General features: G+C 66.2%; 28 protein-coding genes. 14 read left to right on the top strand and 14 right to left on the bottom strand.

Going from position 1 to position 25,145, the window contains the following annotated elements; translation table 11 throughout:
• Positions 1–63 precede the first annotated feature (63 nt).
• Together purD and P9A16_RS08220 are read left to right on the top strand one after the other, a co-directional pair.
• Complete coding sequence (gene purD / locus P9A16_RS08225; RefSeq protein ID WP_278025642.1) at positions 64–1,335, top strand: phosphoribosylamine--glycine ligase; 1,272 nt, start codon at positions 64–66, stop codon at positions 1,333–1,335.
• 105 nt (positions 1,336–1,440) lie between these two features.
• Positions 1,441–1,917, top strand: coding sequence for a plant virulence effector HPE1-like domain-containing protein (locus tag P9A16_RS08220; RefSeq protein ID WP_023516157.1), 477 nt, complete (start codon positions 1,441–1,443; stop codon positions 1,915–1,917).
• Positions 1,918–2,019: 102 nt separating this feature from the next.
• Here the strand turns inward: P9A16_RS08220 and P9A16_RS08215 are convergent, their stop codons facing one another.
• From P9A16_RS08215 to P9A16_RS08190, 6 genes are all read right to left on the bottom strand, one after another.
• On the bottom strand, positions 2,020–2,514 hold the full coding sequence (locus P9A16_RS08215) for a DUF523 domain-containing protein (RefSeq protein WP_023516158.1): 495 nt from the start codon (positions 2,512–2,514) through the stop codon (positions 2,020–2,022).
• A gap of 13 nt (positions 2,515–2,527) precedes the next feature.
• Entirely contained in the window at positions 2,528–4,642 is a 2,115-nt protein-coding gene (gene glyS / locus P9A16_RS08210; RefSeq protein ID WP_023516159.1) for a glycine--tRNA ligase subunit beta, read from the bottom strand.
• Between the two features lie 183 nt (positions 4,643–4,825).
• Positions 4,826–5,305 carry an SRPBCC domain-containing protein gene (locus tag P9A16_RS08205; RefSeq protein ID WP_023516160.1) on the bottom strand — a complete coding sequence of 160 codons (480 nt, stop codon included), beginning with the start codon at positions 5,303–5,305 and terminating at the stop codon, positions 4,826–4,828.
• Complete coding sequence (locus tag P9A16_RS08200; protein WP_278025641.1) at positions 5,302–5,724, bottom strand: ArsR/SmtB family transcription factor; 423 nt, start codon at positions 5,722–5,724, stop codon at positions 5,302–5,304. Before P9A16_RS08200 ends, P9A16_RS08205 begins: the two co-directional genes overlap by 4 nt.
• A 52-nt stretch (positions 5,725–5,776) precedes the next feature.
• On the bottom strand, positions 5,777–7,720 hold the full coding sequence (locus P9A16_RS08195; protein ID WP_278025640.1) for a DUF2207 domain-containing protein: 1,944 nt from the start codon (positions 7,718–7,720) through the stop codon (positions 5,777–5,779).
• Positions 7,721–7,734: 14 nt separating this feature from the next.
• Entirely contained in the window at positions 7,735–8,283 is a 549-nt protein-coding gene (locus P9A16_RS08190; RefSeq protein ID WP_023515131.1) for a LemA family protein, read from the bottom strand.
• 202 nt (positions 8,284–8,485) lie between these two features.
• On the opposite strand from P9A16_RS08190, the gene P9A16_RS08185 reads away from it, so the two are divergent.
• Positions 8,486–8,683, top strand: a complete 198-nt coding sequence (locus P9A16_RS08185) for a hypothetical protein (protein ID WP_023515130.1) — start codon at positions 8,486–8,488, stop codon at positions 8,681–8,683.
• A 57-nt stretch (positions 8,684–8,740) separates the two neighbouring features.
• Here P9A16_RS08185 and P9A16_RS08180 read toward each other — a convergent pair whose 3' ends face one another.
• Complete coding sequence (locus P9A16_RS08180) at positions 8,741–9,445, bottom strand: SDR family oxidoreductase (RefSeq protein ID WP_023515129.1); 705 nt, start codon at positions 9,443–9,445, stop codon at positions 8,741–8,743.
• A gap of 128 nt (positions 9,446–9,573) precedes the next feature.
• Here P9A16_RS08180 and gcvA point away from each other — a divergent pair, with 128 nt between their 5' ends.
• On the top strand, positions 9,574–10,488 hold the full coding sequence (gene gcvA / locus P9A16_RS08175) for a transcriptional regulator GcvA (protein WP_023515128.1): 915 nt from the start codon (positions 9,574–9,576) through the stop codon (positions 10,486–10,488).
• 27 nt (positions 10,489–10,515) lie between these two features.
• On the opposite strand, the gene P9A16_RS08170 is transcribed toward gcvA, so the two are convergent.
• The 6 genes from P9A16_RS08170 to P9A16_RS08145 form a co-directional block, all read right to left on the bottom strand.
• A complete protein-coding gene (locus P9A16_RS08170; protein WP_037405784.1) occupies positions 10,516–11,478 on the bottom strand; it encodes a glycine--tRNA ligase subunit alpha in 963 nt (320 codons plus the stop codon).
• A 92-nt stretch (positions 11,479–11,570) separates the two neighbouring features.
• Positions 11,571–12,641, bottom strand: coding sequence for a dTDP-glucose 4,6-dehydratase (locus tag P9A16_RS08165; protein WP_023515126.1), 1,071 nt, complete (start codon positions 12,639–12,641; stop codon positions 11,571–11,573).
• Between the two features lie 268 nt (positions 12,642–12,909).
• On the bottom strand, positions 12,910–13,101 hold the full coding sequence (locus tag P9A16_RS08160) for a hypothetical protein (RefSeq protein WP_023515125.1): 192 nt from the start codon (positions 13,099–13,101) through the stop codon (positions 12,910–12,912).
• A 27-nt stretch (positions 13,102–13,128) separates the two neighbouring features.
• Entirely contained in the window at positions 13,129–14,004 is an 876-nt protein-coding gene (locus P9A16_RS08155; RefSeq protein ID WP_023515124.1) for a S49 family peptidase, read from the bottom strand.
• Between the two features lie 78 nt (positions 14,005–14,082).
• Entirely contained in the window at positions 14,083–14,889 is an 807-nt protein-coding gene (locus P9A16_RS08150) for a tRNA1(Val) (adenine(37)-N6)-methyltransferase (protein ID WP_023515123.1), read from the bottom strand.
• Complete coding sequence (locus tag P9A16_RS08145; protein ID WP_037405787.1) at positions 14,886–15,107, bottom strand: putative signal transducing protein; 222 nt, start codon at positions 15,105–15,107, stop codon at positions 14,886–14,888. The genes P9A16_RS08150 and P9A16_RS08145 overlap by 4 nt, the downstream gene beginning before the upstream one ends.
• A gap of 108 nt (positions 15,108–15,215) precedes the next feature.
• Here P9A16_RS08145 and P9A16_RS08140 point away from each other — a divergent pair, with 108 nt between their 5' ends.
• The 5 genes from P9A16_RS08140 (at position 15,216) to P9A16_RS08120 (ending at position 20,908) form a co-directional block, all read left to right on the top strand.
• Entirely contained in the window at positions 15,216–16,232 is a 1,017-nt protein-coding gene (locus P9A16_RS08140) for a polyprenyl synthetase family protein (protein WP_023515121.1), read from the top strand.
• Between the two features lie 311 nt (positions 16,233–16,543).
• Positions 16,544–18,385: a tetratricopeptide repeat protein gene (locus tag P9A16_RS08135; RefSeq protein ID WP_023515120.1), complete on the top strand. Its 1,842-nt coding sequence runs from the start codon at positions 16,544–16,546 to the stop codon at positions 18,383–18,385.
• Between the two features lie 6 nt (positions 18,386–18,391).
• On the top strand, positions 18,392–19,303 hold the full coding sequence (locus P9A16_RS08130; protein WP_023515119.1) for a 4-(cytidine 5'-diphospho)-2-C-methyl-D-erythritol kinase: 912 nt from the start codon (positions 18,392–18,394) through the stop codon (positions 19,301–19,303).
• The gene (gene moaB, locus P9A16_RS08125) at positions 19,290–19,838 is read left to right on the top strand and encodes a molybdenum cofactor biosynthesis protein B (protein ID WP_023515118.1); all 549 of its coding nucleotides are present in this window, start codon (positions 19,290–19,292) and stop codon (positions 19,836–19,838) included. Before P9A16_RS08130 ends, moaB begins: the two co-directional genes overlap by 14 nt.
• Before the next feature lie 77 nt (positions 19,839–19,915).
• Positions 19,916–20,908: a calcium-binding protein gene (locus tag P9A16_RS08120; RefSeq protein WP_023515117.1), complete on the top strand. Its 993-nt coding sequence runs from the start codon at positions 19,916–19,918 to the stop codon at positions 20,906–20,908.
• A gap of 36 nt (positions 20,909–20,944) precedes the next feature.
• Here P9A16_RS08120 and P9A16_RS08115 read toward each other — a convergent pair whose 3' ends face one another.
• The gene (locus P9A16_RS08115; protein ID WP_037405789.1) at positions 20,945–21,475 is read right to left on the bottom strand and encodes a glycosyl transferase; all 531 of its coding nucleotides are present in this window, start codon (positions 21,473–21,475) and stop codon (positions 20,945–20,947) included.
• A 171-nt stretch (positions 21,476–21,646) separates the two neighbouring features.
• Between P9A16_RS08115 and P9A16_RS08110 the strand changes: the two genes are divergently transcribed.
• The 5 genes from P9A16_RS08110 (at position 21,647) to P9A16_RS08090 (ending at position 25,124) form a co-directional block, all read left to right on the top strand.
• Positions 21,647–22,804 carry a PA0069 family radical SAM protein gene (locus P9A16_RS08110; protein ID WP_037405793.1) on the top strand — a complete coding sequence of 386 codons (1,158 nt, stop codon included), beginning with the start codon at positions 21,647–21,649 and terminating at the stop codon, positions 22,802–22,804.
• A gap of 237 nt (positions 22,805–23,041) precedes the next feature.
• Complete coding sequence (locus P9A16_RS08105; protein ID WP_037405796.1) at positions 23,042–23,710, top strand: ribonuclease HII; 669 nt, start codon at positions 23,042–23,044, stop codon at positions 23,708–23,710.
• Between the two features lie 76 nt (positions 23,711–23,786).
• Entirely contained in the window at positions 23,787–24,101 is a 315-nt protein-coding gene (locus P9A16_RS08100; protein ID WP_023516710.1) for an ArsR/SmtB family transcription factor, read from the top strand.
• Positions 24,098–24,457 carry an SRPBCC family protein gene (locus P9A16_RS08095; RefSeq protein ID WP_023516711.1) on the top strand — a complete coding sequence of 120 codons (360 nt, stop codon included), beginning with the start codon at positions 24,098–24,100 and terminating at the stop codon, positions 24,455–24,457. The genes P9A16_RS08100 and P9A16_RS08095 overlap by 4 nt, the downstream gene beginning before the upstream one ends.
• Positions 24,458–24,500: 43 nt before the next feature.
• Positions 24,501–25,124, top strand: coding sequence for an ATP-dependent Clp protease proteolytic subunit (locus P9A16_RS08090; protein WP_023516712.1), 624 nt, complete (start codon positions 24,501–24,503; stop codon positions 25,122–25,124).
• Positions 25,125–25,145: the final 21 nt, after the last annotated feature.

Genomic DNA, 25,145 nt, shown 5'->3' with positions numbered 1-25,145 from the left:
CTTGACCTTTCAGCCCCATCCCCTTAACCCGCCAGCAACGAAGGACGGATCGAGGATATGGGCATGAAGGTTCTGTTGATCGGATCGGGCGGACGCGAACACGCCCTTGCCTGGAAGCTGGCGCAATCTCCCCTCCTCGAAACGCTCTACGCCGCCCCCGGCAATCCCGGCATCGCCGGCTGCGCCACGCTCGTCGCGCTCGACATCGAGGATCATGCGACCGTCGCGGCCTTCTGCAAGGAGAACGGTGTGACCTTCGTGGTGGTCGGACCGGAAGCCCCGCTGGTCGCGGGCATGGCCGACGTGCTGCGCACCGCCGGCATCGACGTCTTCGGCCCCTCGGCCGCCGCCGCGCAGCTCGAGGGATCCAAGGGCTTCACCAAGGATCTCTGCGCGAAATACGACATTCCCACCGGCGCCTACCAGCGCTTCACCGACGCCGCGGCCGCCAGGGCCTATGTGGAGCGCGAAGGCGCGCCGATCGTCATCAAGGCGGACGGGCTTGCCGCCGGCAAGGGCGTGAGCGTCGCCATGACGCTCGACGAAGCGCTGGCCGCCGTGGACGACTGCTTCGACGGCGCCTTCGGTGCGGCGGGCGCGGAAGTCGTGGTGGAGGCCTTCCTCGATGGCGAGGAGGCGAGCTTCTTCTGCCTGTGCGACGGCGTGAACGCCCTGCCGCTTGCTTCGGCGCAGGACCACAAGCGCGTCGGCGACGGCGACACCGGCCCCAACACCGGCGGCATGGGCGCCTACTCGCCCGCCCCCGTCATGACGCCCGACATGGTCGCGCGCACCATGAAGGAGATCATCGAGCCGACGATCCGCGGCATGGCGGCAGACGGCCATCCCTTCCAGGGCGTGCTCTTCGCCGGGCTGATGATCACCGCCAAGGGCCCTGAGCTCATCGAGTACAATGTGCGGTTCGGCGACCCGGAATGCCAGGTGCTGATGATGCGGCTCGAAAGCGACCTGCTCCCGATCCTGCATGCGGCCGCGACCGGCCGGCTCGACACGGTTTCCGCCAGCTGGCGCGATGCCCCGGCGCTCACCGTCGTCATGGCCTCGAAGGGTTATCCCGGCGCCTACGAGAAGAACACGCCGATCCGCGCGCTGCCGACCGACGACGCAGCCAGCAAGGTGTTTCATGCCGGCACAGCCCTGAAGGACGGCCAGCTGGTGGCGACCGGCGGGCGCGTGCTCAACGTCACGGCCGTCGCCGCGACTGTCGCGGAGGCGCAAAAGGCCGCCTATCAGGCGCTCGACCAGGTGGAATGGGACAACGGCTTCTCCCGCCGCGACATCGGCTGGCGCGCCGTCGCGCGCGAAAAGGCGTGAGGTCCGGCACGAAAAACGCCGGATCGCTCAAATTTTACCATTTCCCCTGACGGGACCGTAACCGGCGGGCGCTATTCTCCCTACAACCATAAGGGAGAACCGTTGATGCGTACCCTGCTGCCGACCTTTGCTTTCATGCTTCTCGCCGCCCCCGCCCTTGCGGGTTCGATCGAGCCCGTTGCCGGCGCATCGTCCGAGGGTTCGAGCATTTCGGCGGTCCGCTGCGGCGACTGCCCGGCGCTGAAGCCGAAGCCCAAACACGCCACCTATCAGGTCGATGCCATCGACCCCGGCACGCAGAAGGTGGAGATCCGCGAGGAGAACGGCGAGCGCAAGATCTTCCGCACCGAAGCCTGGATGGGCGGCTCGCCCGTGCTCTTCGTCAGCAAGGCCCCGGCGGAAGTCCGGCAGGCGGCCGCTGTCGAAACGACGGTGGACGAGAAGGCCACGGCCGTGGAAACCGTCGATGCCGGCGCCCATACCAGCGCGCTCGACGAGACCGCAGCCCGCAAGACGGCGGCGGCCGGCATGGCAACTTCACAGGAGTTTGATCCGTCAGGGTTTGAACTTCGGGTCAACTGACCCCATAGTGGGCGCGCCCTGCCTCTCAGTCCCTCCAGGCTGACAGGAATCCGCGGAAGCGGACGTTTTGCGCCCCTGACCTCAAGCGGGGGCGCAGGCGTATCAGCCCCTCTCTCCGAGATCGCCGACCAGCCGATCGACCTCCCGGTCGGAATAGACCGCGATGCCGCCGCGCCGCAGCAGCGCCGCCGTCACTCCCTGCCCCGCATGCCGGATACCTGAAAACGTGCCGTCATAGACGAAGCCGGACCCGCAGGACGGGCTGCCGTCGATGAGCAGCGCATGCCGGCAGCCATTCTCCCGCGCCACGTCGAGCGCAATGCGCGCGCCCGCGATGTAGGCGGCGGAAACATCCCCACCGGACACTTCCAATACCCGCGCCCGGCCGTCGAGCACATCCTCGCCGTCAAGCCCGTTCTCGATCTCCGCTGGCGGCCGCGGCACCTGGAAGCCGCCGGAAAGCTCCGGACAGAGCGTCACCAGCCGCCCCTCCACTCGCCAGCGCTCGACCGCGCCATGGACAAGCGGCTTGGCCGACCCGTTGTACCGCACCGGCAGACCGGCAAGACAGGCGCTGATGAGGATCTTCGCCGACATCAGCGCCCTTCCCTCATCCCGCGATCTTGGAGAAATCCGCGACCGTGCCGGTTGCGGCGCGGATGGCGGAGAGCAAGGCGAGGCGGTTGGCGCGGATGGCGGGGTCCTCGTCGTTGACGAGCACGTCGTTGAAGAACTGGTCGACCGGGGCACGCAGCGCCGAAAGAGCTTCCATGGCGGAACGGAAATCTTCCTTCGAAACGGCGGCAGCGGCGTCCTTCGTCGCGGTCTCGACGGCGGCGTGGAGGGCCTTTTCGGCATCGAGCAGGAGAAGGTCGGCCGAGACGGCGCCTTCGACGACGGTGCCCTTCTTCTCTTCGGCGGCGAGAAGCTGCGTGGCGCGTTTGGTGCCGGCGAGCAGGTTCTGCCCCTCTTCCGAGGTGATGAAGGCCGTCAGCGCCTCGACGCGGCGGGCGACCATCAAGAGATCATCGGCTTCGGGCGTCAGCACGGCATCGATGAGATCGTGGCGCGCGCCCATGTCGCGGAGATAGACCTTGAGGCGATCGTGGAAGAAGGCAACGAGGTCCGGATCCTTCGCGACGGAGGCGAGCGGCAGGCGGATGTTCTTTTCGAGCAGCATGCGGATGACGCCGAGGGCGGCGCGGCGCAGCGCGTAGGGGTCCTTCGAGCCGGTCGGCTTCTCGTCGATCGCCCAGAAGCCGATCAGCGTGTCGAGCTTGTCGGCGAGCGCGACGGTAAGACCGACCTTGCCGGCCGGTACGCGGTCCGAGGGGCCCTGCGGCTTGTAGTGATCCTCGATCGCCTCGGCCACCGCGGCGTCCTCGCCCTGGAGCGCGGCGTATTTCCGGCCCATGATGCCCTGCAGCTCCGGAAACTCGCCGACGGCCTCGGTGCGCAGGTCCGCCTTGGCGAGCACCACGGCCCGGTCGACGAGCGCCGCATCGGCGCCGATGACGGGGGCAAGTTCGCCTGCAAGCGTGCGGATGCGCTCGACGCGGGCGCCCTGGGTGCCCAGCTTGGCATGGAAGGTGACGTTCAGCGCGTCGAGCTTGGCCATGCGCTGGTCGAGCGGCTTCTTCAGGTCGAGGCCGAACTTTTCTGCCGAGGCCTTCAGCGTGTCGAGGTCCGGCAGGTCGCGCTGGTCGCGCAGCCAGAAGTGTTTTGCATCGGAAAGACGGGCCCGAACGACCTTGCCGTTGCCGTGCACGATCTCCTTGCCGCCGTCCTTCGCCTCGATGTTCGAGATGAGGATGAAATGGTTGGAAAGTGTTTCGGCGCCCGGCTTGCGGGTAACGAAGCATTTCTGGTTCGTCTTGATGGTGAGGCGGATGATTTCCGAGGGGATCGCCAGGAACTCCTCCTCGAAGGTGCCCATCAGCACCTGCGGCCATTCGACGAGGCCGGAGACCTCCTCCAGCAGGCCCTCGTCCTCGACCAGTTCGAGGCCATTCGCAAAGGCGATGTTACCCGCATCCGTCGCGATGATCTGCTTGCGGCGTTCGGCATCGAGCACGACCTTCGCCTTCTCCAGATTGGCGACATAATCCTCGAAGCGCCGCACGGTGATCGCGCCCGGCGCATGGAACCGGTGGCCATAGGTGACATTGCCGGCGACGAGCCCGTCGACCTCGAAGGGCACGATGCGGGTTTCCTCCGTCTCCGAGCCGAAGGTGCAGACGATCGACTGCAGCGGGCGCACCCAGCGCAGCGCACCGGGCTTGGCCGAGGCGGCGCCGGAGCGCATCGATTTCGGCCAGGGGAAGTTGCGGATGATGCCCGGCATCACCTCGGCGATGATCTCGTCAGCCGGGCGACCCGGCTTGACGATGTGGGCGACGTAGAAATCGCCCTTCTTCGGGTCCGAATGGACATGGGCTTCGGAAACCGAGGCGAGGCCCGCCTTGCGCAGGAAGCCCTGGATCGCCTGTTCGGGGGCGGAGGTCGTCGGGCCCTTGATGTCCTCGCGCACGTCGCTCGAGCGGGCATTGAGGCCGCGGATATCGAGCGTCAGGCGGCGCGGCGTCCAGTATTCGCGCGCACCCTCATAGGTCAGGCCCGCATCCACCAGCGCGTCCGTGACAAGCTTCTTCAGATCGCCCGCGGCCTTCCGCTGCATGCGGGCTGGGATTTCCTCGGAGCGGAGTTCAAGCAGAAGATCGGGCATGTCAGCTTTCCTCGCCCTCCCCTTCGCCGGAGAGGGCCGGCGCAGCGGCCGGAGTGGGGTCAAAATCGTGCGCCTCTGCTAGCAAAGTTCGGCGGTGCTGTTCAACGGCAAATGTGCGCCCCGCCGCCCAATCGCGCCGAATAGGCGGGCCGGACGGCGTTCCCGCCGGCCCGCGCTTGCCGTTCAGGCGGCGACGCTGGCCGCCACTTCCCTCGCCAGCTGCTCGAGCAGCCCCCGCGTTCCCTCCTTGCGGCCGTCGATGTTACCGTCGCGATAGGCGCCCTGCTCGGTGAGGAGAAGACGCGTTCCACCACCCTCAGCCTGAAACTCGGCCGTCAGCAGCGAGGCGGAGAGCGGTGCCCCGTTCAGCGTCATCGCATAGGCGAGGATGACGCATTCCCCCTCGCGCACCTCCAGGAAGGTCGTCTCGTTGGTCAGCACGACATCCGCGCCGGGCGGGCTGAACTTGCTGAATTCCTGCGCGCCGGCAGTGACGCTCCCGGCGGGCCGATATTCGTGCACCGTCCAGCCGTCAGAGCTGATGAGCCAGCGGTAACGCGCCTCGGCTTCCACATAGGCGGCAAAGACCTTTGCCACGGGCGCATCGTAGAGACGGTCGAGCGTGAAGCTGCCGTGAATGATCTTCGGATCGGTCATGTTCATTTCTCTTCCTTGGTTTCTTTCAGATAGGCATCGAGATGGTCGAGCTTGCGCTCCCACAGCCGGCTTTGCGCGGCAGCCCAGCGTTCCAGATCCTTCAAGGCCCCCGGCTTCAACGACACGGTCCGCACGCGGCCGACCTTTTCCGACACGATCAGCTTCGCCTCTTCGAGCACGCCGAGATGCTGCATCACCGCGGGCAGCGAGATCGGCGCGACCTGCGTAAGGCCGCTGACGGAGCACGGCCCCTTGGCCAGCCGCTCGACGATACGTCGGCGCACGGGCTCGGAAAGGGCGTTGAGCAGGATGTCTATCGGGTCTGGATAGTTAGGCATACGCTTAAGTATTGGAAGGCAACCCTCCCTGTCAACAAAAAACTTCAGCCGCGACTTAAGTGTTTGAGAAACGCGCTCCTGCGGCATGTGCCATCGACGGAGCAAGCCAGCTGCAAATGATTCTGCCTGAGCCGGCCGGCTACCAGCCGCCGCCGCCACCGCCACCGCCGCCGCCCCCGGACGAGCCGCCACCGCCACCCGAGGAGAAGCCGGAAGAGGAGCTTTTCGGCGGATCCGGCAGGGAGGAGGTCATGGTGCTCGCCATGGAGCCGGCAAAGCCGCCCATGCGATCGGAAAACCGGCCGGAGGAAAAGCCGTCGCCGCGGTACCAGACGGGCTGGTAGGCGGCAGCGGCGGCACCGGCTGCCGCGGCGGCGACGAGCCAGCGGTCGAAGGTTTCAGACCAGGGTTTCTCGACGCCCAGCGCCACGGCATAGGGCAAGAGGGTCTCGTAGTGGCGCGGCGACATGTCCGGCGCGCCGGCCATGTTCATGCGGTCCTTCTCGGCAAGCGTCAGATACTGGCGCAGGCCCTCGATGCCGTCCATCATCCTGCGGCCGAGCGGCGTCGGCGCGCCCATCAGGAAGAAGAAGACGAGATTGGTGACGACGATGCCGCCGACGGCGGCAAAGAGCGGCATCTGGCCGGCGGCGGCGCTGGTGACGAACAGCGCGAGGATGATGCTGCCGAAGACCGTGAGGAAGACGAAGCCGACGAAGGCGATCATAACGACGGCGAGGATGCGCGCGCCGAGCGACTTCGCCCGCCGGAAATTCTGCCCGAGCGCCAGCGCGAAGATGGAGATGAAGACCGAGGCGAAGACCGGCAGGATGACGAGCGCGATGCCCTCCTCCGGCAGCGAGCCGAAGATGAGGAGAGCCGCAAGGCAGACGAGCGACAGGAGAATGCCGCAGATCACCTGCGGCCAGTTGGCAAGGTAATATTTGTAGCGGTGCTCCTTCTCCATCGCCTCGCTGAAGTCCAGGCCGAGCGTCTGCACCCGCTTGCCGTTCGACTTGTCGATGATGAAGGTGCTGCCCGCCGAGCCGACGGTCTTCAGCAGGGTCGCCTCGCCGGTCGGCAGCGCGCCTTCGACCGGCTTTTCCGTCCGGGTGACGGTGATCGAGGTCTTCAGGTCCTTCAGTTCGACGAGCCCCTTGACCGCAAGGTTGAGGAAGGCGGCGGAAATCGCCGTCCAGCCCTGCCCGCCGAAGCCTTTCTCGTCGATATAGTTGACGAGCGCCGGCGACAGGCCCTCCGGCGCATCCCAGCGCGGCACGATGACGCCACGCGCCGGATCGCGGCCCACGGAAAGCCAGGCCCAAAGGTAATAGCCGACGACCAGCACGAGCCCGCCGAAGGCGAGGAAAAGGTTGCGGTTGTCCTTGAGGAACAGGGTCCGCTCTTCCGCCGCCGTCGGGCGGTCGATGCTGCCGGCCGGCATTTTCACACCGATCGTCAGCCCCTCGTTCGGGCCGAGTTCGCGCGTGGTCTCGAACGTTGCCCGGTTGCCCTGGTTTTCGCCGCGCGCGTCCTTGCCCGTGGCACCGAGCGGTCCGGTGAAGACGGTCAGTTCCTCCGCCCGCACCCCCTCGGGCAGGGTCACCGTCGCCGTGGCCTTGTCTATCGGAAAGGCCCATTCGGTGCCGGTGACGTTCCAGAAGAGTTCGTCATGCGTGTCGAAGAAACGGATCTGCCGCGTCGTCTCGTAGGTCAGGCGATACTGGTGGAAGCCGGGATCGAGGAGCACGTCGGCCGAGCCGAAATAGATGCGGATGCCGCGGCGGATGGTTTCCGTGCGATAGGGCTCCGGCCGGCCGTCCCGCTCGACGCTGAGGATCTTGAAGCCCACCTCCCGCTCCCGCCCGCCGGCGTCGACGAAGGTCAGCGGAAAATCGCGATAGATGCCGCGGCGGATCTGGTTGCCCTCGGCGTAGACGCGGATCGTTTCCGTCACGGTCAAGGTGCCGTTTTTCGCGACAGCGATGTCGGAATGATAGCGGTCGAAATACTCCTCCGCCCGCGCCGCGTTGCCAGCCAGAAGGCAGAGCCACAGCGTCAGGACAACGGCAATCCGCATCATGAAGGGCTCCGGTATTAGAACTTGACGGTCGGCACGGCCCGGTCGGCCGGGTTCTCGATCTCGAAATAGGGCGCCTTCAGGAATTTGAAGAGGCTGGCGACGAGGTTCGAGGGAAAGCTTTCGACCTTGACGTTGAGATCGCGGGCGGCGCCGTTGTAGTAGCGGCGGGACATCTGGATCTCGTTTTCCAGTGTCTCCAGCGTCTCCTGCAGCTCGGCGAAGTTCTGGTTGGCCTTGAGGTCCGGATAGGCTTCGGCCAGCGCGAAGATGCGGCCCAGCGCCTGGCTGAGCAGGCCTTCCGCCTGCGCCCTGCCCGCGACGTCCCCGGCCGGCACGGCCTGCGCCCGGTTGCGCAGCTCCACCACCTTTTCCAGCGTGTCCTTCTCGTGCGCGGCGTAGCCTTTCACGGTTTCGATCAGGTTGGGGATGAGGTCGGCGCGGCGCTTCAGCTGCACGTCGATGCCGGACCAGGCCTCCTCCTTCACCTGACGGGCTTTGACGAGGCCGTTGTAGAGAATGATGGCGTAGAGGACGACCACCGCCGCGATTGCCAGACCGATCATGAAAGTCTCCGCTCGTTCTTTGTCTCGGGCACGACCTTAGCATCCGCATCGCCGCAGAAAAGCCCCCCCAAGGGGCCTGGCGCCGTCTCCTCTTCCTCAAAGCAGGCGAGCGCCCGCAAACCCTGTCACCCCGGGAACCGCGCCACGGCGCGCTTTGGCCGATAGTCGCTTCACCAACCACACGAACCCTGAAGCAACCGCCATGAAAGCCCTCGTCCTCACCATCAACGTTCTCGGTTTCACCGCCCTCTTCCTCGCCTACACGATGGGCGCTGCGGTCGACCGTCCGAAGGGTGTACGCCGGGCGCTCCAGACCTATGCCGGCCAGCTTCCCACCGGCGCAATGCCGACGCTGAAGCCCGTCTGGGAACTCGGCGTGAAGGTTTCGACCCTCGCCTGAAGAAAATGCCTCCCCGGCCGGACCGGAGAGGCACAACAAGGCATCCCGCTTTCCGCCTCAGATCGCGCGCGTGATGCCGCCATCGACGCGGATGTTCTGGCCGGTGATGTAGGCGGCGCCATCGGAGGCGAGGAAGGCCACCGTCGCGGCGATCTCCTCGCTCGTGCCGTAACGCTTCATCGGCACACCGGCGCGCCGCTCCTCGGTCGCCGGCAGGCTGTCGATCCAGCCGGGCAGCACGTTGTTCATGCGGATGTTGTCGGCCGCATAGGTATCGGCGAAGATCTTGGTGAAGGAGGCAAGACCCGCGCGGGCGACGGCCGATGTCGGGAACATCGCGCTCGGCTCGAAGGCCCAGGCGGTGGAGATGTTGATGATCACGCCGGACTTCTGCTTCTGCATGACCGGGGTGACGAGGCGCGTCGGGCGCACGGCGTTGAGGAAATAGACGTCGATGCCAGCGTGCCAGTCCTCGTCCGTCAGATCGAGGATCGGCTTGCGCGGGCCGTGGCCGGCGCTGTTGACGAGGACGTCGATACGGCCCCAGCGTTCCAGCGCCCCATCGACGAGCCGCTTCAGGTCGTCAGTCGACTGGTTCGAGCCGGTGACGCCGAAGCCACCGGTCTCGGCGGCCAGCGCCTCGCCCTTGCCGGAGGAGGAGAGGACTGCGATCTTGAAGCCATCCGCCGCCAGCCGCTTTGCCGCCGCCGCACCCATGCCGCTGCCGCCAGCCGTGATGATTGCCACTTTTTCTACTGCCATCGCTTGTCTCCCTCTTGAGAACCAGTTGCGGGCAAGCCGCCTTTCTTCATTTTCCGCCAAGTGATATCATTGCTCCAGCAGGAGTGCGAGCCAGTTCCACTCTCATCATCCAGTAGAAAATCTACTCCATGACAGACGCCATACGACGCCTCCCCCCACTCAACGGCCTGCGTGTTTTCGAGGTGGTGACACGGCATCTCAATTTCCGGCTGGCTGCGGAGGAGCTCGGCGTCACCCAGGGCGCGGTGGCCCAGCAGATCCGCGGGCTGGAGGCCGAACTGGGGCTAAAACTGTTCGACCGCCAGCCGCGCATGCTCGCGCTCACCGAGGCCGGGCGCAGCTATGTCGCCAACGTCCGCCGCGCCTTCGAGCTGATCGCCGAGGCGACGGAGGCCCTGCGACCGGAGCCGCAGCACCTGACGATCAGCGTGACGCCGACCTTCGCCTCGAAATGGCTGATCCCGCGCCTGCCCGAATTCACCGCAGCCCATCCGGACATCGACCTGCGCATCCTGGCGACGGACCGGATCTCCAATTTCCAGACGGATGCGGTGGATCTCGCCGTGCGTTACGGCCGCCCGCCCTTCGGCCCGGGGCTCGATGTGGACCTCCTGTTCGAGCAGGTGCTGGTGGCCGTCGCCAGCCCGCTGCTCATCGAGAAGCTGGGGAACCCGACACACCCGGAGACCTTCGCCCGCTACGCGCTGCTGCACGATGCGCATGACTTCTGGCCGCAATATCTCGAAACGGTCTTTCCGGATGGCACGCCCGCGGCAGCGAAGAACATCCGCTTCAACCAGACCGCCCATGCCATCGAGGCCGCGATCGCCGGCCAGGGCATGGTGCTGGCGAGCCAGTTCTTCGTCGAGGAGGATATCCGCACCGGGCGGCTGGTTCGCCTGTTTGCAGGCGACATGCGTGCGGGGGCGGACTTCTATGCCGTCTCGCCCCGCAAGCCGCGCCACGCCGCATCCGTCGCAGCGGTTCGCGCCTGGCTGGCCACCACCGGCGGCCAAGCCTTTCGGAGCCCGCGTTTCCGCTGAAAGACGGAAACGCGCGGAAAAACAGGCTCAGGCCGCGTCCTTCGTCCAGTTCACGCCGCCGGCATCCGTCAGCAGGAAGGCCTCGCCGCAGGCCTTTGCCAGCGTGCGCACGCGCAGGATATAGCTCTGGCGTTCGGTGACGGAGATCACGCCGCGCGCATCGAGCAGGTTAAAGACGTGGCTGGCCTTGATGCACTGGTCATAGGCCGGCAGCACGCATTTGTGCAGGCGCTGGTTTTCCGCATCGCCCGGCGCGCCGGCCGCGAGCAGCGCCTGGCATTCCTTCTCCGCATCGATGAAATGGCGGTGCAGCATGGCCGTATCGGCGAATTCGAAATTGTGGCGGGAATATTCCTGCTCGGCCTGCAGGAAGACGTCGCCATAGGTGATCTTTTCAGCGCCCTCGCGGCCGTTGAAATTGAGGTCGTAGACATTGTCGACGCCCTGAACATACATGGCGAGGCGCTCGAGACCGTAGGTCAGTTCGCCCGCAACGGGGGAGCACTCGATGCCGCAGACCTGCTGGAAATAGGTGAACTGCGAGACTTCCATGCCGTCGCACCAGCATTCCCAGCCGAGGCCCCAGGCGCCGAGCGTCGGGCTTTCCCAGTCGTCCTCGACGAAGCGCACATCGTGCAGCAGCGGATCGAGGCCGATGGCGGCCAGCGAGCCGAGATAGAGCTCCTGCAGGTTCGACGGGTTCGGCTTCAGGATGACCTGGTACTGGTAATAGTGCTGCAGGCGGTTCGGATTCTCGCCGTAACGGCCGTCGGACGGGCGGCGCGAGGGCTGCACATAGGCGGCGCGCCACGGGCGCGGACCGAGCGCACGCAGCGTCGTTGCCGGGTGGAACGTGCCGGCGCCCACTTCCATGTCATAGGGCTGAAGCACCGCACAGCCCTTGTCCGCCCAGTAGTTGTGCAGCGTCAGGATCAGCCCCTGGAAGGAGCGCGTCGGGTTCATGTGGTCAGGCAGGGCGGCAGGGGTCATCGGTTTCGTCCGGGCATTCTGGAAAAAGGTGCCGGACTGGTGCCACGATGCGCCTTGGGGGTCAAGGGTTTCGGCCCCCGCCCCCGCATGCATCAATGCCGTTCTAGCGAACGGAAGAGCCCGGAGCCGGCCGCCTGGGTGACGGCCTGCACGCGCTGCGGGGCGAGATCCGGCACATGCCGCACCTGACGGCGCAGGCCGACCGGGATGCGTGCGCCATACCAGGCGGCAAGCATGGGCAGCTCGCGGCGCAGCGTGCCCTTCGCCTGCCAGCCGAGCGCCTTCAGCGCCCGCGTGTCGAGCGGCGGACGGCTGACATTGTCCGGCCGGCCAGCCGTGAAGCTGACGCCGGAAACGGGGTCCTGCACGGCATCGAGGACAAGGCGGGTGATTGCAAGAATGTCGAGGAAATCGTCGCCGGCGACATTGTAGGTGGCGTTCTCCGCCCCGCGCGTCACCACTGCCCGCAGCGCCGAACAGAAATCCGCCATGGTGACGAAGCCGCGCGTCTGCAGGCCGTCGCCATGCACCGGAAGCGGACGGCCGACGGCGGCAAGCTCGAGGAAGCGCGGCAGCAGTTTTTCCGTGTTCTGGCGCGTGCCGACGATGTTGACGGGGCGCAGCACGCGGATATCGAGATCGAACGAGCGGCGCAGGCCGGCGATCAGCATTTCGGCGGCGGCCTTGGAGGCGCCGTGCGGGTTGTCCGGCAGGAGCGGCGCAAGCTCGCCCATCGGCTGGCCATTGCCGGCGCCGTAGACCTCGGCGGAGCTGACATGGATCATCAGCGGCACGCGGCGGCGCCCCATCGCCTCGACCAGCACCTGCGTGCCGAGCGCATTGGCCAGCGTGAACCGCTCCGGCACCGAGAAGGCGCGCTCGACATGGCTTTCGCCCGCCGCATGCACGACGAGGTCGGCATCCTTCAGCATTTCGGTGACGAGATCGAGATTGCCGACATCGCCATCCTGCAGCGTCACGCGGCCGGTGCGGAAGGCGGCATCGAGATGCGACATGTCGGCGGCATAGGTAAAGGCATCGAGCACGCGGATGCGCGCATTCGGGCAATGGGCGAGCAGATCATCAACGATGTGCGAGCCGACGAAGCCGGCACCGCCCGTTACAACGATGGTGCGAATCCAATCGAGGTCGAGCGAGGCCATGCGCATTCTCCGTTCACTGCCGGGCCTCCCTCATGGCGGCCCTGACCGCTAGATCGGCCTTCCTGCGCGCGGGGGCAACGCCGGCCGGCAGACGCAAAAGCATAAATCCCGCGTTAACCTTACGGAGCGTGGTTAATGTGCCGGGGCCGCACGGCAGGCCTTCTCCTCCAGTCCCGCGCTGGCACACAGTCGTATCGCGACGACCGGTTTTTTCAACGTGCCCGCGTACCGAAGGTGTAAAATGCTTGCAAGCCGGGCTGACACAGCCCTAGTCGTCGTCACGGCGCAGGCGGTATTCGCCGGTTTCCGGATCCTTGACGAGCGTGCCGTTGGCGCCGGTGCGGCGCTCCTCCTCGGAACGCTTGCGTGCCTTGCTGAGGCGCTCGGCATCGGCCACGAACTTGCGATAGCCGAACCAGGCAAGGCCGACGACCAGCAGCAGAAAGATGATCTGGGCCATCGCCCCTCCCCTCGTTTTCCCGGCACCTTATCCGGAAAGGCCGAAGCGGCCCCACAGCGCCTTTTCTTCCGCGAGGCCCGCCACGGCGGCCACGCCCGCAGAGCCTATACGCTCCGCCACATCCGATGAAAGCCCCCCGATGCCCGGCGCCTTGCGACCAAACAGCCCCTTGGGCGCGGAGACCAGCTCCAGCCGCGTCTTGTCGCCATACCGCTTCTTCAATTCCGAACGCATGTCGGCAAGGCCGTCGACGAGGCCGAGCGTCACGCCGCGGCCACCGGTCCAGAACAGGCCGGAGAAGAGATCGGGATCGTCGGCGAGTTTCGCACCGCGGCGCTCCTTCACCATGTCGATGAACACCTGATGGATCTCAAGCTGCAGGGATTTGAGATATTCGATCTCGTTTTCACGCTCGGGCTGGAACGGATCGAGGATCGCCTTGTTCGTGCCGGCCGTATAGACGCGGCGCTCGACGCCGATCTTCTTCAGCATTTCCGGAAAGCCGAAACCACCCGAGACGACGCCGATCGAACCAACGATGGAGGTCGGGTCGGCATAGATCTCGTCGCCAGCGAGCGCGATCATGTAGCCGCCGGAGGCCGCCACGTCCTCGACGAAGACGAGCACACGCTTGTTCTTCTCCGCCGCGAGCTCGCGGATGCGCTGGAAGATCAGTCGCGACTGCACGGGCGAACCGCCCGGCGAATTGATGGAGATCGCGACGGCGGGCGCGTCCTTGTAGGCGAAGGCCTTTTCGAGCGCCGGCGCGGCGGTGGCCAGATTGAGCGGCGGCCGGAACTGGCTGCCCGACGCCATGATCGCCCCGTGCAACCGGACGACCGGGATCGCGACACCCTCCTTGCGGAACCTCTTCGGCACCAGCGTCTTCAAAAATCCGGCCATCGCGCGATCCTGTCTCCTGTTCGTTTGCCCGGCTGATGTATGCACGACGAGCGAAAACGCAAGACAATCACGGAATATTCAGGGCTTCGACAGGCGTGGATAGCTTGTTCGACCGTTGTTGAGATCGTCGATGAAGGGGGTGAAGGCGTGCCGACCGGGCTCGTGCATGACGAACGGCATGCGCAGCGTCAGTCTGGCGCGCGAGCCCTTGATGGCGGTGACGAGGATGCGCAGGGCCGGCTCGCCGGGGCGGGGATGGAGCGCCGTGATCTCGATGCCGCCGAAGCGACGGCCACAGGCGGCGACAATATCGGCGATCGATTCCGGCCGGGCGATGAGGGAAAGCTGGCCGCCCGGCTTCAGGATCGCGCCCGCCGTCCGGATCCAGCGTTCGAAGAGGTTCTGCTCCATGGCATGGGCCTCGGCCTTCAGCGCATCCGGCGTGCGGCTGCCGATGCGGTCGTTGAAGGGCGGGTTCATGATGACCTGATCGAAGGCCTCGTCGGCAAGGCCCGCCGCGACACGCGCCGTGCCCGCGAGCCCGACATCGGCCTCCAGCACGCCGACACGGGCGGAAAACGCGGCGTTTGCCGCAAGCGCTATCGACTTGCGGGCAAAACCTGCCATCAGCGGCGAGCGCTCGACAAGCAGCACCTCCGCCTTTTCGTTGCAGGCGGCAACGGCAAGGCCGGCAGCCCCCGCCCCCGCACCGAGATCGGCGACACGCGTCGGCCCCTCGCCGTCCACCAGCGCGGCGAGCAGCATGGCATCCATGCCGGAGCGATGGCCGATACCCTTCGGCTGGACGACGTGGAAGCGGCCACGATGGAAGGCGTCGATGGTCTCGGTGACCGGTTTTTCCGGCGCCGGGTCGGCTTCGCTCACGCCCGCAGCTCCGCCACCAGACCCGCATCCGTCAGGATCTGCCGGGCCTCGTCCTCCCGGTCGCTTTCGACCAGGAAGCGGCGCGGCAACATCCCGAGCGAACCTTCGAGGATGCTCATCGCCTGATCGGCGATCAGGCAATGGATTCCGGCCTCCTTCATCAGGCTTTCCGCAAAGGAGAGCAGAACGGCGTCGTTGGTGCGGATCAATTCGATCATTCCGGTCGTTTTCCAGCCATAATTGGGGAGGCGGGACAATTCGCCTCTTGCCGCAGGAAGCCCCGCTTTCTATTGTCTTTCAACAAAAATGAACAGGAGTCCGGGCATTTGGGCGTCGTGATACCGCTTGAAGAAGGCAAAAACAAACAGGCATCGGTGAAGCCGCTCGTCGATCTGACAAAGGCCGACATGGAGCGGGTGAACCAGCTCATCCTGTCGAAAGCCGGCTCCGACGTCGCGATGATCCCGGAGGTCGCCAATCACCTGATTTCGTCCGGCGGCAAGCGTCTGCGCCCGATGCTGACCCTCGCCTCCGCCGCAATGTTCGGCTACGACGGCGACCAGCATATCAAACTCGCGACCAGCGTCGAGTTCATGCACACGGCGACGCTGCTGCATGACGACGTGGTGGACGAGAGCGACATGCGCCGCGGCAAATCTACCGCCCGCATGATCTGGGGCAACCAGGCGAGCGTGCTCGTCGGCGACTTCCTGCTCGGCCAGGCCTTCAAGATGATGGTGGAAGTGGGTTCGCTGGAGGCGCTCGATGTGCTCTCCACAGCCGCCACCGTGATTGCGGAAGGCGAGGTGCTGCAGCTCTCCGTCGCCAAGAACATGGAGACGACCGAGGACGACTACCTCCAGGTCATCCGCGCCAAGACGGCGGCGCTCTTCGCCGCGGCCGCGGAAGTGGGCCCCATCATCGCCAATACCAGCCGGGCCGAGCGCAATGCGCTGAAATCCTACGGCATGAATCTCGGCCTTGCCTTCCAGCTCGTCGACGATGCGCTCGACTACGGCGGCAAGGCAGCCGATCTTGGCAAGAACACCGGCGACGATTTCCGCGAGGGCAAGATCACCCTGCCGGTCATCCTCGCCTGGCGGCGTGGCACGGCGGAAGACCGCGCCTTCTGGCGCGAGGCCATCGAGGGCGGAAAGAGCGACGAGGCGAACCTCGAGCGCGCCTTCGGCCTCATCACCCGTTATGGCGGGCTGACGGACACCATCGCCCGTGCGCAGCACTACGGCATGATCGCCCGCGATGCGCTGGCGCCTCTGCCGGCCTCGCCGTGGAAGAACGCCCTGCTCGAAGTCATCGACTTCTCCATCGCCCGCGTGAGCTGATCGGCGGCCACCCAGGCCTGTTGCCATCAGAGGCGGCCGTGGCGGAACGGCCGCCCTCTTGTGACGCTTTCATAGTGGCAACGTCGGTGCCCGAAGCGCGCCGTTCCATCTCGCGCAAGACGAAAACGATCCAGCAGGATTTTCTTGCCGCACCGCGCCAAAAAAGCCATTCTCTACCGTCATGAGTCCGTGACTGATTTGGGCGCCATCGTGGCTGAATTTGCCGCGGCAGGTCCTATATGAGGGTTGCGGCGTCCTTGCGAGGATGCCGTACGGGGCGGACTCCATAGATTCTGGCGAAAGGCATTTTGATGCGGCATTCCCTTTTCCTTCGGCTTTTCTCCGGCGTGGCGCTTGCGGCCAGCATAGCGTTCACCGGTCCTCTGGCGGCATACGCGGAGGAAAAGCCCGCAGCCGCGGCCGCAGAGGAAACGCCGTTCGACCCCTTGAGCGTCAATACGTTCTCCGGCGCCTTCCTTGCCGCCCGCACGGCCGACTATGACAAGGAATACGAAACCGCCGTCGCGCTCTACAAGATCGCCCTGCAGTTCGACCCCACCAACAAGGACGTCAAGCAGCGCCTGATGGTGACGCAGCTGATGAACGGCGAGTTCGAAGAGGGCGTCAAGCTGGCCGACGCGCTGCGCAACGACCCGGCCGTCGAGCGCATCACCGCCGTGGTGCGCGGCATGGAGGCGATCCGCAAGCGCGAATACAAGAGCGCCGAAAAGATCCTCGTCTACAAGGGACCGAACGACCTCGACCGCATGATGAACGACCTCCTGCTCGCCTGGGCCAAGTTCGGCGACGGCAAGTCGAAGGAAGCAATCAAGCTGATCGGCGGCATGGAGGGACCGGACTGGCTGGCCATCTTCAAGAACTACCATGCCGGGGCGCTGGCCGCCGCGGCCGGCGACAAGGCGACGGCGCGTGCGCGCCTCAACGACGCCATTCTCGACCGCAACGGCGCCAGCGCCGCGCCGGACACCTTCATCCGCGCCGTGATGGCGCTTGCCCGTCTCGAGGCTCATGAGGGCAACAAGCAGAAGGCGCTCGATGCCATCTCGGTCGGCGACAACTTCATCACCAGTTATGCGCCGCTGAAGGCGCTGCGCCAGAGCATCGAAGCCGGCGAAAAGCAGGAACAGCAGGTCCGCAACGCTGCACAGGGCGCTGCCGCCGTGCTCTTCTCCATCGGCGGCGCGCTCAACCGCGACGGCGCGGAAGACATCGTTTCGCTCTATCTCCAGGCCGCCCGCGCGCTCGACCCCGACAGCGACGACATGCTGGTGCTGCTCGGCGGGCTGGCCGAGAACCAGAAGAAGCCGGAGCGGGCGATCGAGTATTACCGCGCCGTGCCGGAAAAATCGCCGATGCGGCGCATTTCCGAGCTGCAGCTCGGCCTCAACCTCGCCGATACCGGCAAGGTTCCCGAGGCGAAGAAGCACCTTCAGGCACTGATCGAGGCCGATCCGTCGGACCTTCGTTCCTACCTCGCGCTCGGCAGCGTGCTGTCGGATGCCAAGGACTACAAGGACATGGCCGCGCTTTACGATCGCGCTGTCGCCGCCATCGGCCCCGTTCCGACGCGCAACCACTGGAGCATCTTCTTCCAGCGCGGCATCGCCTATGAGCGCCTGAAGGAATGGGAGAAGGCCGAGCCGAGCTTCCGCAAGGCGCTGGAGCTGAACCCGGAGCAGCCGCAGGTGCTGAACTATCTCGGCTATTCCTGGGTCGACATGAACATGAACCTCGACGAAGGCCTGGACATGATCCGACGGGCCGTCAGCATCAAGCCGGATGACGGCTATATCGTCGATTCGCTCGGTTGGGCCTACTACCGCCTCGACCGCTTCTCCGACGCCGTGGCGGAGCTGGAGCGGGCGGCGGAACTGAAGGCCGGCGACCCGACGATCAACGACCATCTGGGTGACGCCTACTGGCGCGTCGGCCGCAAGCTGGAAGCCACCTTCCAGTGGAACCGCGCACTCGGCCTGAAGCCGGAAGAGGCGGAAATCCCGAAGATCAAGCTGAAGATCGAGAACGGCCTGCCGGAGCTGAAGAAGACCGAGCCGGCCTCCGCCGAAGCCAAGGACGAAAAGCCGGTGCAGAACCCCTCGCCCGAGGGCACGGCGGCCGACCGCAAGTCCTGACGCCCTATGGCTGACGCCGACGCCTTGTCGGGGTTTGCGGTGGTCGAGCCGGCCCCGGCCAAGATCAACCTCGCGCTTGCCGTCACCGGCCGGCGCGAGGATGGCTACCACCTCCTCGACAGTCTCGTGACCTTCACCGCCTTCGGCGACCGCATCGGCCTTGCGCCTGCCGCCGAGGACCGCTTCACCCTGTCCGGCCGTTTTGGCGAAGCGCTTTCGGCCGACGCCGACAACCTCGTGACCCGCGCCCGCGACCGGCTGCGTGCAGCTCTCGCCCCGATAGGCCAGGCGACCCCGCCCGTGCACATTCATCTCGAGAAGAACCTGCCCATCGCGTCGGGCATCGGCGGCGGCTCGGCGGACGCGGCCGCGACGCTGCGCGGCCTCCTCTCGCTGTGGCGGGCGGTTCTGCCTGGCGACACGCTGGAGGCGCTTGCCCTCGGCCTTGGCGCCGACGTGCCGATGTGCCTTGCCAGCCGTCCGCTGCTCGCGCGCGGCATCGGCGAGGCAATCACCCCCGTCGCCCTGCCGGCCCTTCCCATGGTGCTGGCCAATCCGCTCGTCGGCGTTTCGACGCCTGCCGTCTTCAAGGCACTCGCCTCGCGGAACAACCCGCCACTTGCCCTTGCGGGCGCCGCTGGCTGGGCGGAGGCGCTTGCGGGCCTGCGCAACGACCTGGAGCCCCCTGCCCGCACGCTCTGCCCGGAGATCGTCGCGCTCTCCGAAAGCCTTGCGACAACAGGTCCCGGCCTGGTGCGCATGTCCGGTTCCGGCGCGACCTGCTTTGCGCTATACGATACGGACACGGCCGCAAGAGGCGCAGCAGCGGCACTCGCGCGCCGGCATCCGCACTGGTTTTTCACCGCCACGCGCACGCTTGAAGCGAAAGGCAAAGGAGCCGACGATGGCGCATGTTGACGAGACGAGACCCTTCATTCCCGTCGGCATCGCCGTGCTCACCGTCTCCGACACGCGCACGCTCGACACGGACCGTTCCGGCGACACGCTGGTCGCACGCATCACCGAGGCCGGGCACCGCCTTGCCGACCGCGCCATCGTGACGGACGACGTGGCCGCGATCCGCGCCAAGGTGGAAGCCTGGACGCGCGACGACGCGGTGGACGTGGTCATCACCACGGGCGGCACGGGCTTTACCGGCCGCGACGTGACGCCGGAGGCACTGGAACCGTTGTTCGAAAAGCGCATGGACGGATTTTCCGAAGTCTTCCACCGTATCTCCTACGACAAGATCGGCACCTCGACGATCCAGTCGCGCGCGACCGGCGGCGTTCTCAACGCCACCTTCATCTTCGCGCTGCCGGGCTCGCCCGGCGCCTGCAAGGACGCCTGGGACGGCATCCTGAAGGCGCAGCTCGACTATCGCCACATGCCCTGCAACTTCGTGGAAATCATGCCGCGGCTCGACGAGCACCTGAAGCGCACGGCCGGCTGACCTGTTCCCCGGGGGACTGCGCGCCTCCCGCCGCACCCCTATGACTTTCCCGGCATCACGGAGCTGAGGAGAGACAAATGGCACGCACGATCACCGGAACCAACGGCGCAGACCGCATCGTCCAGGGCGGCAACATCAACAACACCGAACTGACGATCTTCGCCCGCGGCGGCGCGGACACCATCATCCTCAACCGCACCGACGATTTCGGCGGCCGCAACCAGGTCGATGCCGGCAAGGGCAACGACAGCGTCGTCAACATGAAGGAAGACGGCAACGTCATCCTGCTCGGCGCCGGCAACGACACCTATGTGGGCACCGGCTTCGGCTCCTTCGTCAACGAGCGTGCCGATATCGTCAAGGGCGGCTCCGGCAACGACAAGATCGTCGTCAGCACCTTCAAGAGCAGCTATTTCGGCGAGAGCGGCAAGGACAGTTTCTTCTCCGTCGGCCAGCAGAACACCTTCCACGGCGGCTCGGGCACCGATTCGATCAGCTACATCGCGCGCGACGACGACACCGTGCTCGGCGGTTCCGGCGTCGCCATCGATCTCGGCGCAGGCCTGGCGCAGACCGGCGCCAATCGCTTCGAACGCCTCATCAGCATCGAGAATGCCGCCGGCACGGGCGTCGCCGACGCCATCGCCGGCTCCAGCGTCGGAAACGTCCTGAGGGGGCTTGGTGGCGACGACGAGATTGCCGGGCGCGGCGGCAACGACGTGCTCGTCGGCGGCCGAGGCCGGGACCTGCTGCAAGGCGACAGCGGTGCCGACCGGTTCGACTTCAACGGCGTGCTCGATACGGCGTCCGGCGCGCGACGCGACGTCATCCTCGATTTCAACAGCGGCGAAGGCGACCGCATCGACCTGCGCGACATCGATGCCGATGCCGGCCGCGGCGGCAACCAGGCCTTCGATTTCATCGGGGGGAACAGCTTTTCCGGAACGGCCGGAGAGCTGCGCTTTTCCGGCGGGATCGTTGCCGGCGACACCAATGGCGACGGCGCGGCCGATTTCGAAATCGAGCTTTCCGGCGTCGGCAGCGTCTTCCGCGGTGATTTCCTGCTCTGAGAAAGGCACGGCACGGCCGCCGTCAGCCGGGGTTGCTCAACCGATCTCCGCCCGCATGGCCTTTGCGACCCAGGCCGGCACCAGTTCCACGGCGAGGCGGCGAACGCCGGCGCCCGTGGCGATGTCGGCGAGCGTCATGCCGGTGCGCACGGCGGCCGAGGCCTGGCGCTTGCTGACGAGATACCCCTGCTCCAGCGGCGCGCGGCGGCGCGCAAGGCGCTGGAAGAACGGCCGGCGATGGCTGCGCGAGCCCAGGAACTGCGCCGGATTGCGGTTGATCGCCACATGGTCGACGACGGCGTCCACCCAGCCCGACATCGGCCGGGCACCCGGCTCCAGCAGCAGCAGCCAGTCGCCACGGGCCGAGCCCACCACGTCCTTCATGTCCCAGCTTGTCAGGAAGCGGCAACCCGCGGCGTCCGCCACCTCAGAGGAACCGTCGCGCGAGCCGTGATCGAGCACGATCACGTCGCGAACGACCCCCTCGACGGCGCCGGAAACCAGCGCCGACAGCGTCTGCGCAAGCTCGGCCTCATTGTCCCGGCATTCCATGATGATGGTCAGCATGTCCTCCCATACCGCATTGCAGCATCGATTTCCACCGCAGGCTTCCGTGATGTTTCCTGCATGGTTAGGCAGCATGGTTAGCGGCACCCTGAAATTTGTTCTTGCATTGTTCTCATTCGCGCGATAGGAATATAGTCATTGAATCGGGGCCTGTCCCCGGCGGAGACACCCATGAACGATCTGGCCAGCCTCAGGCAGGGCGCCCTTGCGCCCGGCCATGCGAAAGACGTTGCCGAAGCGCTGATGGCCGAGACGGGCATGCGCGTCGAGAGCGAGCGCCGGCGCGGCCGGGGTGCGGGTCTCAATTTCACCGGCCGCTTCGAACCGATGACGCGGGAGACCTTCGACGACGGCTGGCAGACGCTGGAGGAGCTGCCGCCCTTCCGCACCGAGGTGCAGGTGGAGAAGCCGCGCACCATCATCACACGCAACGAATCGCCCGACATCCCCTTCGACCGGTCGATCAACCCCTATCGCGGCTGCGAACACGGCTGCATCTACTGCTTCGCACGGCCGACCCATGCCTTCATGGGTCTGTCCGCCGGCCTCGATTTCGAGGCGCGGCTGTTTGCCAAGCCGGATGCGCCGAAGCTGCTGGAGCGGGAGCTTTCCAAGCCCGGCTATAAGCCGCGCGTCATCGCGATCGGCACCAACACCGATCCGTACCAGCCGATCGAGAAGGAATGGCGCATCATGCGGCAGATCCTCGAAGTGCTGGATGCCGCCAATCATCCGGTCTCGATCGTCACCAAGTCGGCGCTCGTGCTGCGCGACATCGACATCCTCTCGCGCATGGCGGCACGCGGCCTTGCCTGGGTCGGGCTATCCGTCACCACGCTCGACCGCAAGCTCGCCCGCACCATGGAGCCGCGCGCTGCAACGCCGCCGCGCCGGCTGGAGGCCATCCGCACGCTTTCGGAGGCCGGTATTCCCGTCGCCATCATGATGGCGCCGATCATTCCCGGCCTCAACGACCATGAGATCGAGCGCGTGCTCGATTCGGGCAAGGCCGCCGGGGCGCTGGAGGCGAGCTATGTGCTGCTCCGCCTGCCGCTGGAGGTGAGCCCCCTCTTCCGCGACTGGCTGCTGCGCCACTACCCGGACCGCTACCGCCATGTCATGTCGCTGGTGCGCTCCATGCGCGGCGGCAAGGACTACGACGCCGAGTTCGGCAAGCGCATGAAGGGCGCCGGTCCCTATGCCTGGCAGATCGCCCGCCGTTTCGAAATGGCGGCCAAGCGGCTGGAGTTGACCCGCACCCGCCGCAGCCTTGCCTGCGACCAGTTCGTGCCGCCCTCGGGCAGCGGCGTGCAGCTCTCGCTGCTGTGAGGCGGAAAGTTTTCCGCCCGCGTTCCCCAAAGCGTTTGGCAGGGCAAATCGCGCCGCCCTCCCGAAGGGACTGACAGCGCGGGGAGATCCGGTTCGGCCCGAGGCGGACGGACTGCAAAACGAAATCTCGCCGGGCGTCCGCGCCCGGCCTCTTCTTCCGGTTTGCCTTTCCCCGGGGCACACCGGCGCTCCTCCGGCGTCCGCCTCCTGCCGGAGGACTTGCAGGGAATCGGATGGATGTGCGAGGTTCGCCGCATGTCCCGTACCGCATCCTCCGATTCCCGCCTTCTTTTCGACCTGCCCGAAGGGCCGGATTTCCAGATGGAGATCGCCGCCCGCAAGCGCGGGATCTGGCCGGTGGCCGGCACGGACGAGGCCGGCCGCGGGCCTTTGGCAGGCCCCGTCGTCGCCGCTGCCGTGGTGCTCGACCCGGACAACATTCCCGCTGGGCTCAACGATTCCAAGCAGCTCAATGCCGCAAGGCGCGAGGCGCTCTTCACGCTGATCCTACAGTCAGCCTTCGTCTCCGTCGCCTCCAGCTCATCGCGCCACATCGATACCAGCGACATCCGCAAGGCGAGCCTCGACGCCATGCGCCGCGCCGTGGCCGGCCTGGAGGTTGCGCCGAAACTCGTGCTTGCCGATGGCCGCGACGTGCCGCCGGGCCTTGCCTGCGAGGGTCGCGCCGTCGTCAAGGGCGATGCCCGCTCGCTCTCCATCGCCGCCGCCTCCATCATCGCCAAGGTGATGCGCGACCGCATGATGGCACGCGCCGAGGACTCCTATCCCGGCTACGGCTTTGCCATCCATGCCGGCTATGCCACCGAGATGCACCGCAAGGCCATCACCGCGATCGGCCCCTCCCGGCTGCACCGCATGAGCTTCCGCCCGCTCCGCCAGGACTGAACCCGGCGAAGACCAGCCGCTCCTGCCGGCATGAGGGCCATTGCAAATCAGATAAGCATATGCTTATCTCGTTCTCATGATCGAGAACGAGATATTCAAGGCCCTTGCCGATCCTACGCGCCGCACGATCTTCGAGAAGCTGGCGGACGGCGCCATGAATGCCAGCGCCCTGCGCGAGGGCATGGAGATCAGCCAACCCGCCATGTCCCAGCATCTGGCGGCGCTGCGCAATGCAGGGCTGGTGCGCGAGGAGCGGCAGGGGCGTTTCATCAACTACGAGGTCGATCCGGACGGGCTTGCGCTCATCGCCGGATGGCTCGCGAGGTACCGGGCCTACTGGCCGGCACGGATCGACGCCCTCAAGGATTTGCTGAAGGACATGGACCAATGAGCGACAGGCAGGCCGGGCAGGCAACGGATCTCGTGCTCGAATACGACCTCGACGCACCGACCGAAAAAGTGTGGCGGGCGATCAGCATTCCGGCCTTCCGCGAGCGGTGGCTGCCCGACGGCGCGCTTACCGATGCCGAACCGATCCTGGCGGCGCCCGGCGAGGAAATCCGCTTCAGGATGCGGGACCGGGAACCGCCCCATCTCGAAAGCGTCGTGGCGTTCCAGCTGCGCCCGAATGAACAGGGCGGCACCACGCTCCGGATCGTCCACGGCCTTGCGGACGCGCGCGTCGCGCCGCGGCCCCTCAACGACAATGGCAACGACAACGGGCGCACGCTGATGCGCGCCGCCTGACCTACCCCCTCCCCGAAACAATCCGGAAGACAGGAGTTCGCCCATGCGCGAAACGATGCAACTCGTCCCTATGGTCGTCGAACAGTCCAGCCGGGGAGAACGCTCCTTCGACATCTATTCCCGCCTTCTGCGCGAGAGAATCATCTTCCTCAACGGCGAGGTGAACGACACCGTGTCCGCACTCGTCTGTGCACAGCTGCTGTTCCTGGAGGCCGAGAACCCGCAGAAACCGATCCAGCTCTACATCAATTCGCCCGGCGGCATGGTGACCAGTGGCTTTGCGATGTACGATACCATGCGCTACATCCGCGCGCCCGTTCACACGCTCTGCATGGGCACGGCCCGCTCGATGGGCTCGTTCCTGCTGATGGCCGGCACCCCGGGCATGCGGGCCGCCCTGCCCAATGCCAGCATCCTCGTCCACCAGCCCTCCGGCGGCTTCCAGGGTCAGGCCTCCGACATGCTCATCCATGCCGAGGAGATCCTGAAGACCAAGCAGCGCATGACGCGGCTTTATGCACGCCATTGCGGGCGCAGCTACGAGGAATTCGAACAGGCCATGGATCGCGACCGGTTCATGACGGCCGAGGAGGCGCTGAACTGGGGCCTGATCGATCGCATCCTCACCGAGCGTGACGTTCTCGAGATACAGCACGCCGGTCCGTAAGCGGCGCTTCGGCGATCGACC

The organism is Shinella sp. 838, assembly GCF_029623935.1.
Classification (GTDB): domain Bacteria; phylum Pseudomonadota; class Alphaproteobacteria; order Rhizobiales; family Rhizobiaceae; genus Shinella.
This window is presented reverse-complemented; position numbering and strand designations above follow the sequence as displayed.

Bases quoted from the DNA above. Each gene is read 5' to 3' on its own strand.
- gcvA (WP_023515128.1), top strand. From the start codon at position 9,574: ATGACAGACGCCATACGACGCCTCCCCCCACTCAACGGCCTGCGTGTT.
- moaB (WP_023515118.1), top strand. From the start codon at position 19,290: ATGGCGCATGTTGACGAGACGAGACCCTTCATTCCCGTCGGCATCGCC.
- P9A16_RS08110 (WP_037405793.1), top strand. From the start codon at position 21,647: ATGAACGATCTGGCCAGCCTCAGGCAGGGCGCCCTTGCGCCCGGCCAT.
- P9A16_RS08095 (WP_023516711.1), top strand. From the start codon at position 24,098: ATGAGCGACAGGCAGGCCGGGCAGGCAACGGATCTCGTGCTCGAATAC.
- P9A16_RS08135 (WP_023515120.1), top strand. From the start codon at position 16,544: ATGCGGCATTCCCTTTTCCTTCGGCTTTTCTCCGGCGTGGCGCTTGCG.
- P9A16_RS08200 (WP_278025641.1), bottom strand. From the start codon at position 5,724: ATGCCGCAGGAGCGCGTTTCTCAAACACTTAAGTCGCGGCTGAAGTTT.
- P9A16_RS08205 (WP_023516160.1), bottom strand. From the start codon at position 5,305: ATGAACATGACCGATCCGAAGATCATTCACGGCAGCTTCACGCTCGAC.
- P9A16_RS08160 (WP_023515125.1), bottom strand. From the start codon at position 13,101: ATGGCCCAGATCATCTTTCTGCTGCTGGTCGTCGGCCTTGCCTGGTTC.
- P9A16_RS08185 (WP_023515130.1), top strand. From the start codon at position 8,486: ATGAAAGCCCTCGTCCTCACCATCAACGTTCTCGGTTTCACCGCCCTC.
- P9A16_RS08180 (WP_023515129.1), bottom strand. From the start codon at position 9,445: ATGGCAGTAGAAAAAGTGGCAATCATCACGGCTGGCGGCAGCGGCATG.
- P9A16_RS08105 (WP_037405796.1), top strand. From the start codon at position 23,042: ATGTGCGAGGTTCGCCGCATGTCCCGTACCGCATCCTCCGATTCCCGC.
- glyS (WP_023516159.1), bottom strand. From the start codon at position 4,642: ATGCCCGATCTTCTGCTTGAACTCCGCTCCGAGGAAATCCCAGCCCGC.
- P9A16_RS08130 (WP_023515119.1), top strand. From the start codon at position 18,392: ATGGCTGACGCCGACGCCTTGTCGGGGTTTGCGGTGGTCGAGCCGGCC.
- P9A16_RS08190 (WP_023515131.1), bottom strand. From the start codon at position 8,283: ATGATCGGTCTGGCAATCGCGGCGGTGGTCGTCCTCTACGCCATCATT.
- P9A16_RS08115 (WP_037405789.1), bottom strand. From the start codon at position 21,475: ATGCTGACCATCATCATGGAATGCCGGGACAATGAGGCCGAGCTTGCG.
- P9A16_RS08220 (WP_023516157.1), top strand. From the start codon at position 1,441: ATGCGTACCCTGCTGCCGACCTTTGCTTTCATGCTTCTCGCCGCCCCC.
- P9A16_RS08195 (WP_278025640.1), bottom strand. From the start codon at position 7,720: ATGATGCGGATTGCCGTTGTCCTGACGCTGTGGCTCTGCCTTCTGGCT.
- P9A16_RS08170 (WP_037405784.1), bottom strand. From the start codon at position 11,478: ATGACCCCTGCCGCCCTGCCTGACCACATGAACCCGACGCGCTCCTTC.
- P9A16_RS08155 (WP_023515124.1), bottom strand. From the start codon at position 14,004: ATGGCCGGATTTTTGAAGACGCTGGTGCCGAAGAGGTTCCGCAAGGAG.
- P9A16_RS08165 (WP_023515126.1), bottom strand. From the start codon at position 12,641: ATGGCCTCGCTCGACCTCGATTGGATTCGCACCATCGTTGTAACGGGC.
- P9A16_RS08120 (WP_023515117.1), top strand. From the start codon at position 19,916: ATGGCACGCACGATCACCGGAACCAACGGCGCAGACCGCATCGTCCAG.
- P9A16_RS08100 (WP_023516710.1), top strand. From the start codon at position 23,787: ATGATCGAGAACGAGATATTCAAGGCCCTTGCCGATCCTACGCGCCGC.
- P9A16_RS08145 (WP_037405787.1), bottom strand. From the start codon at position 15,107: ATGATCGAATTGATCCGCACCAACGACGCCGTTCTGCTCTCCTTTGCG.
- P9A16_RS08090 (WP_023516712.1), top strand. From the start codon at position 24,501: ATGCGCGAAACGATGCAACTCGTCCCTATGGTCGTCGAACAGTCCAGC.
- purD (WP_278025642.1), top strand. From the start codon at position 64: ATGAAGGTTCTGTTGATCGGATCGGGCGGACGCGAACACGCCCTTGCC.
- P9A16_RS08215 (WP_023516158.1), bottom strand. From the start codon at position 2,514: ATGTCGGCGAAGATCCTCATCAGCGCCTGTCTTGCCGGTCTGCCGGTG.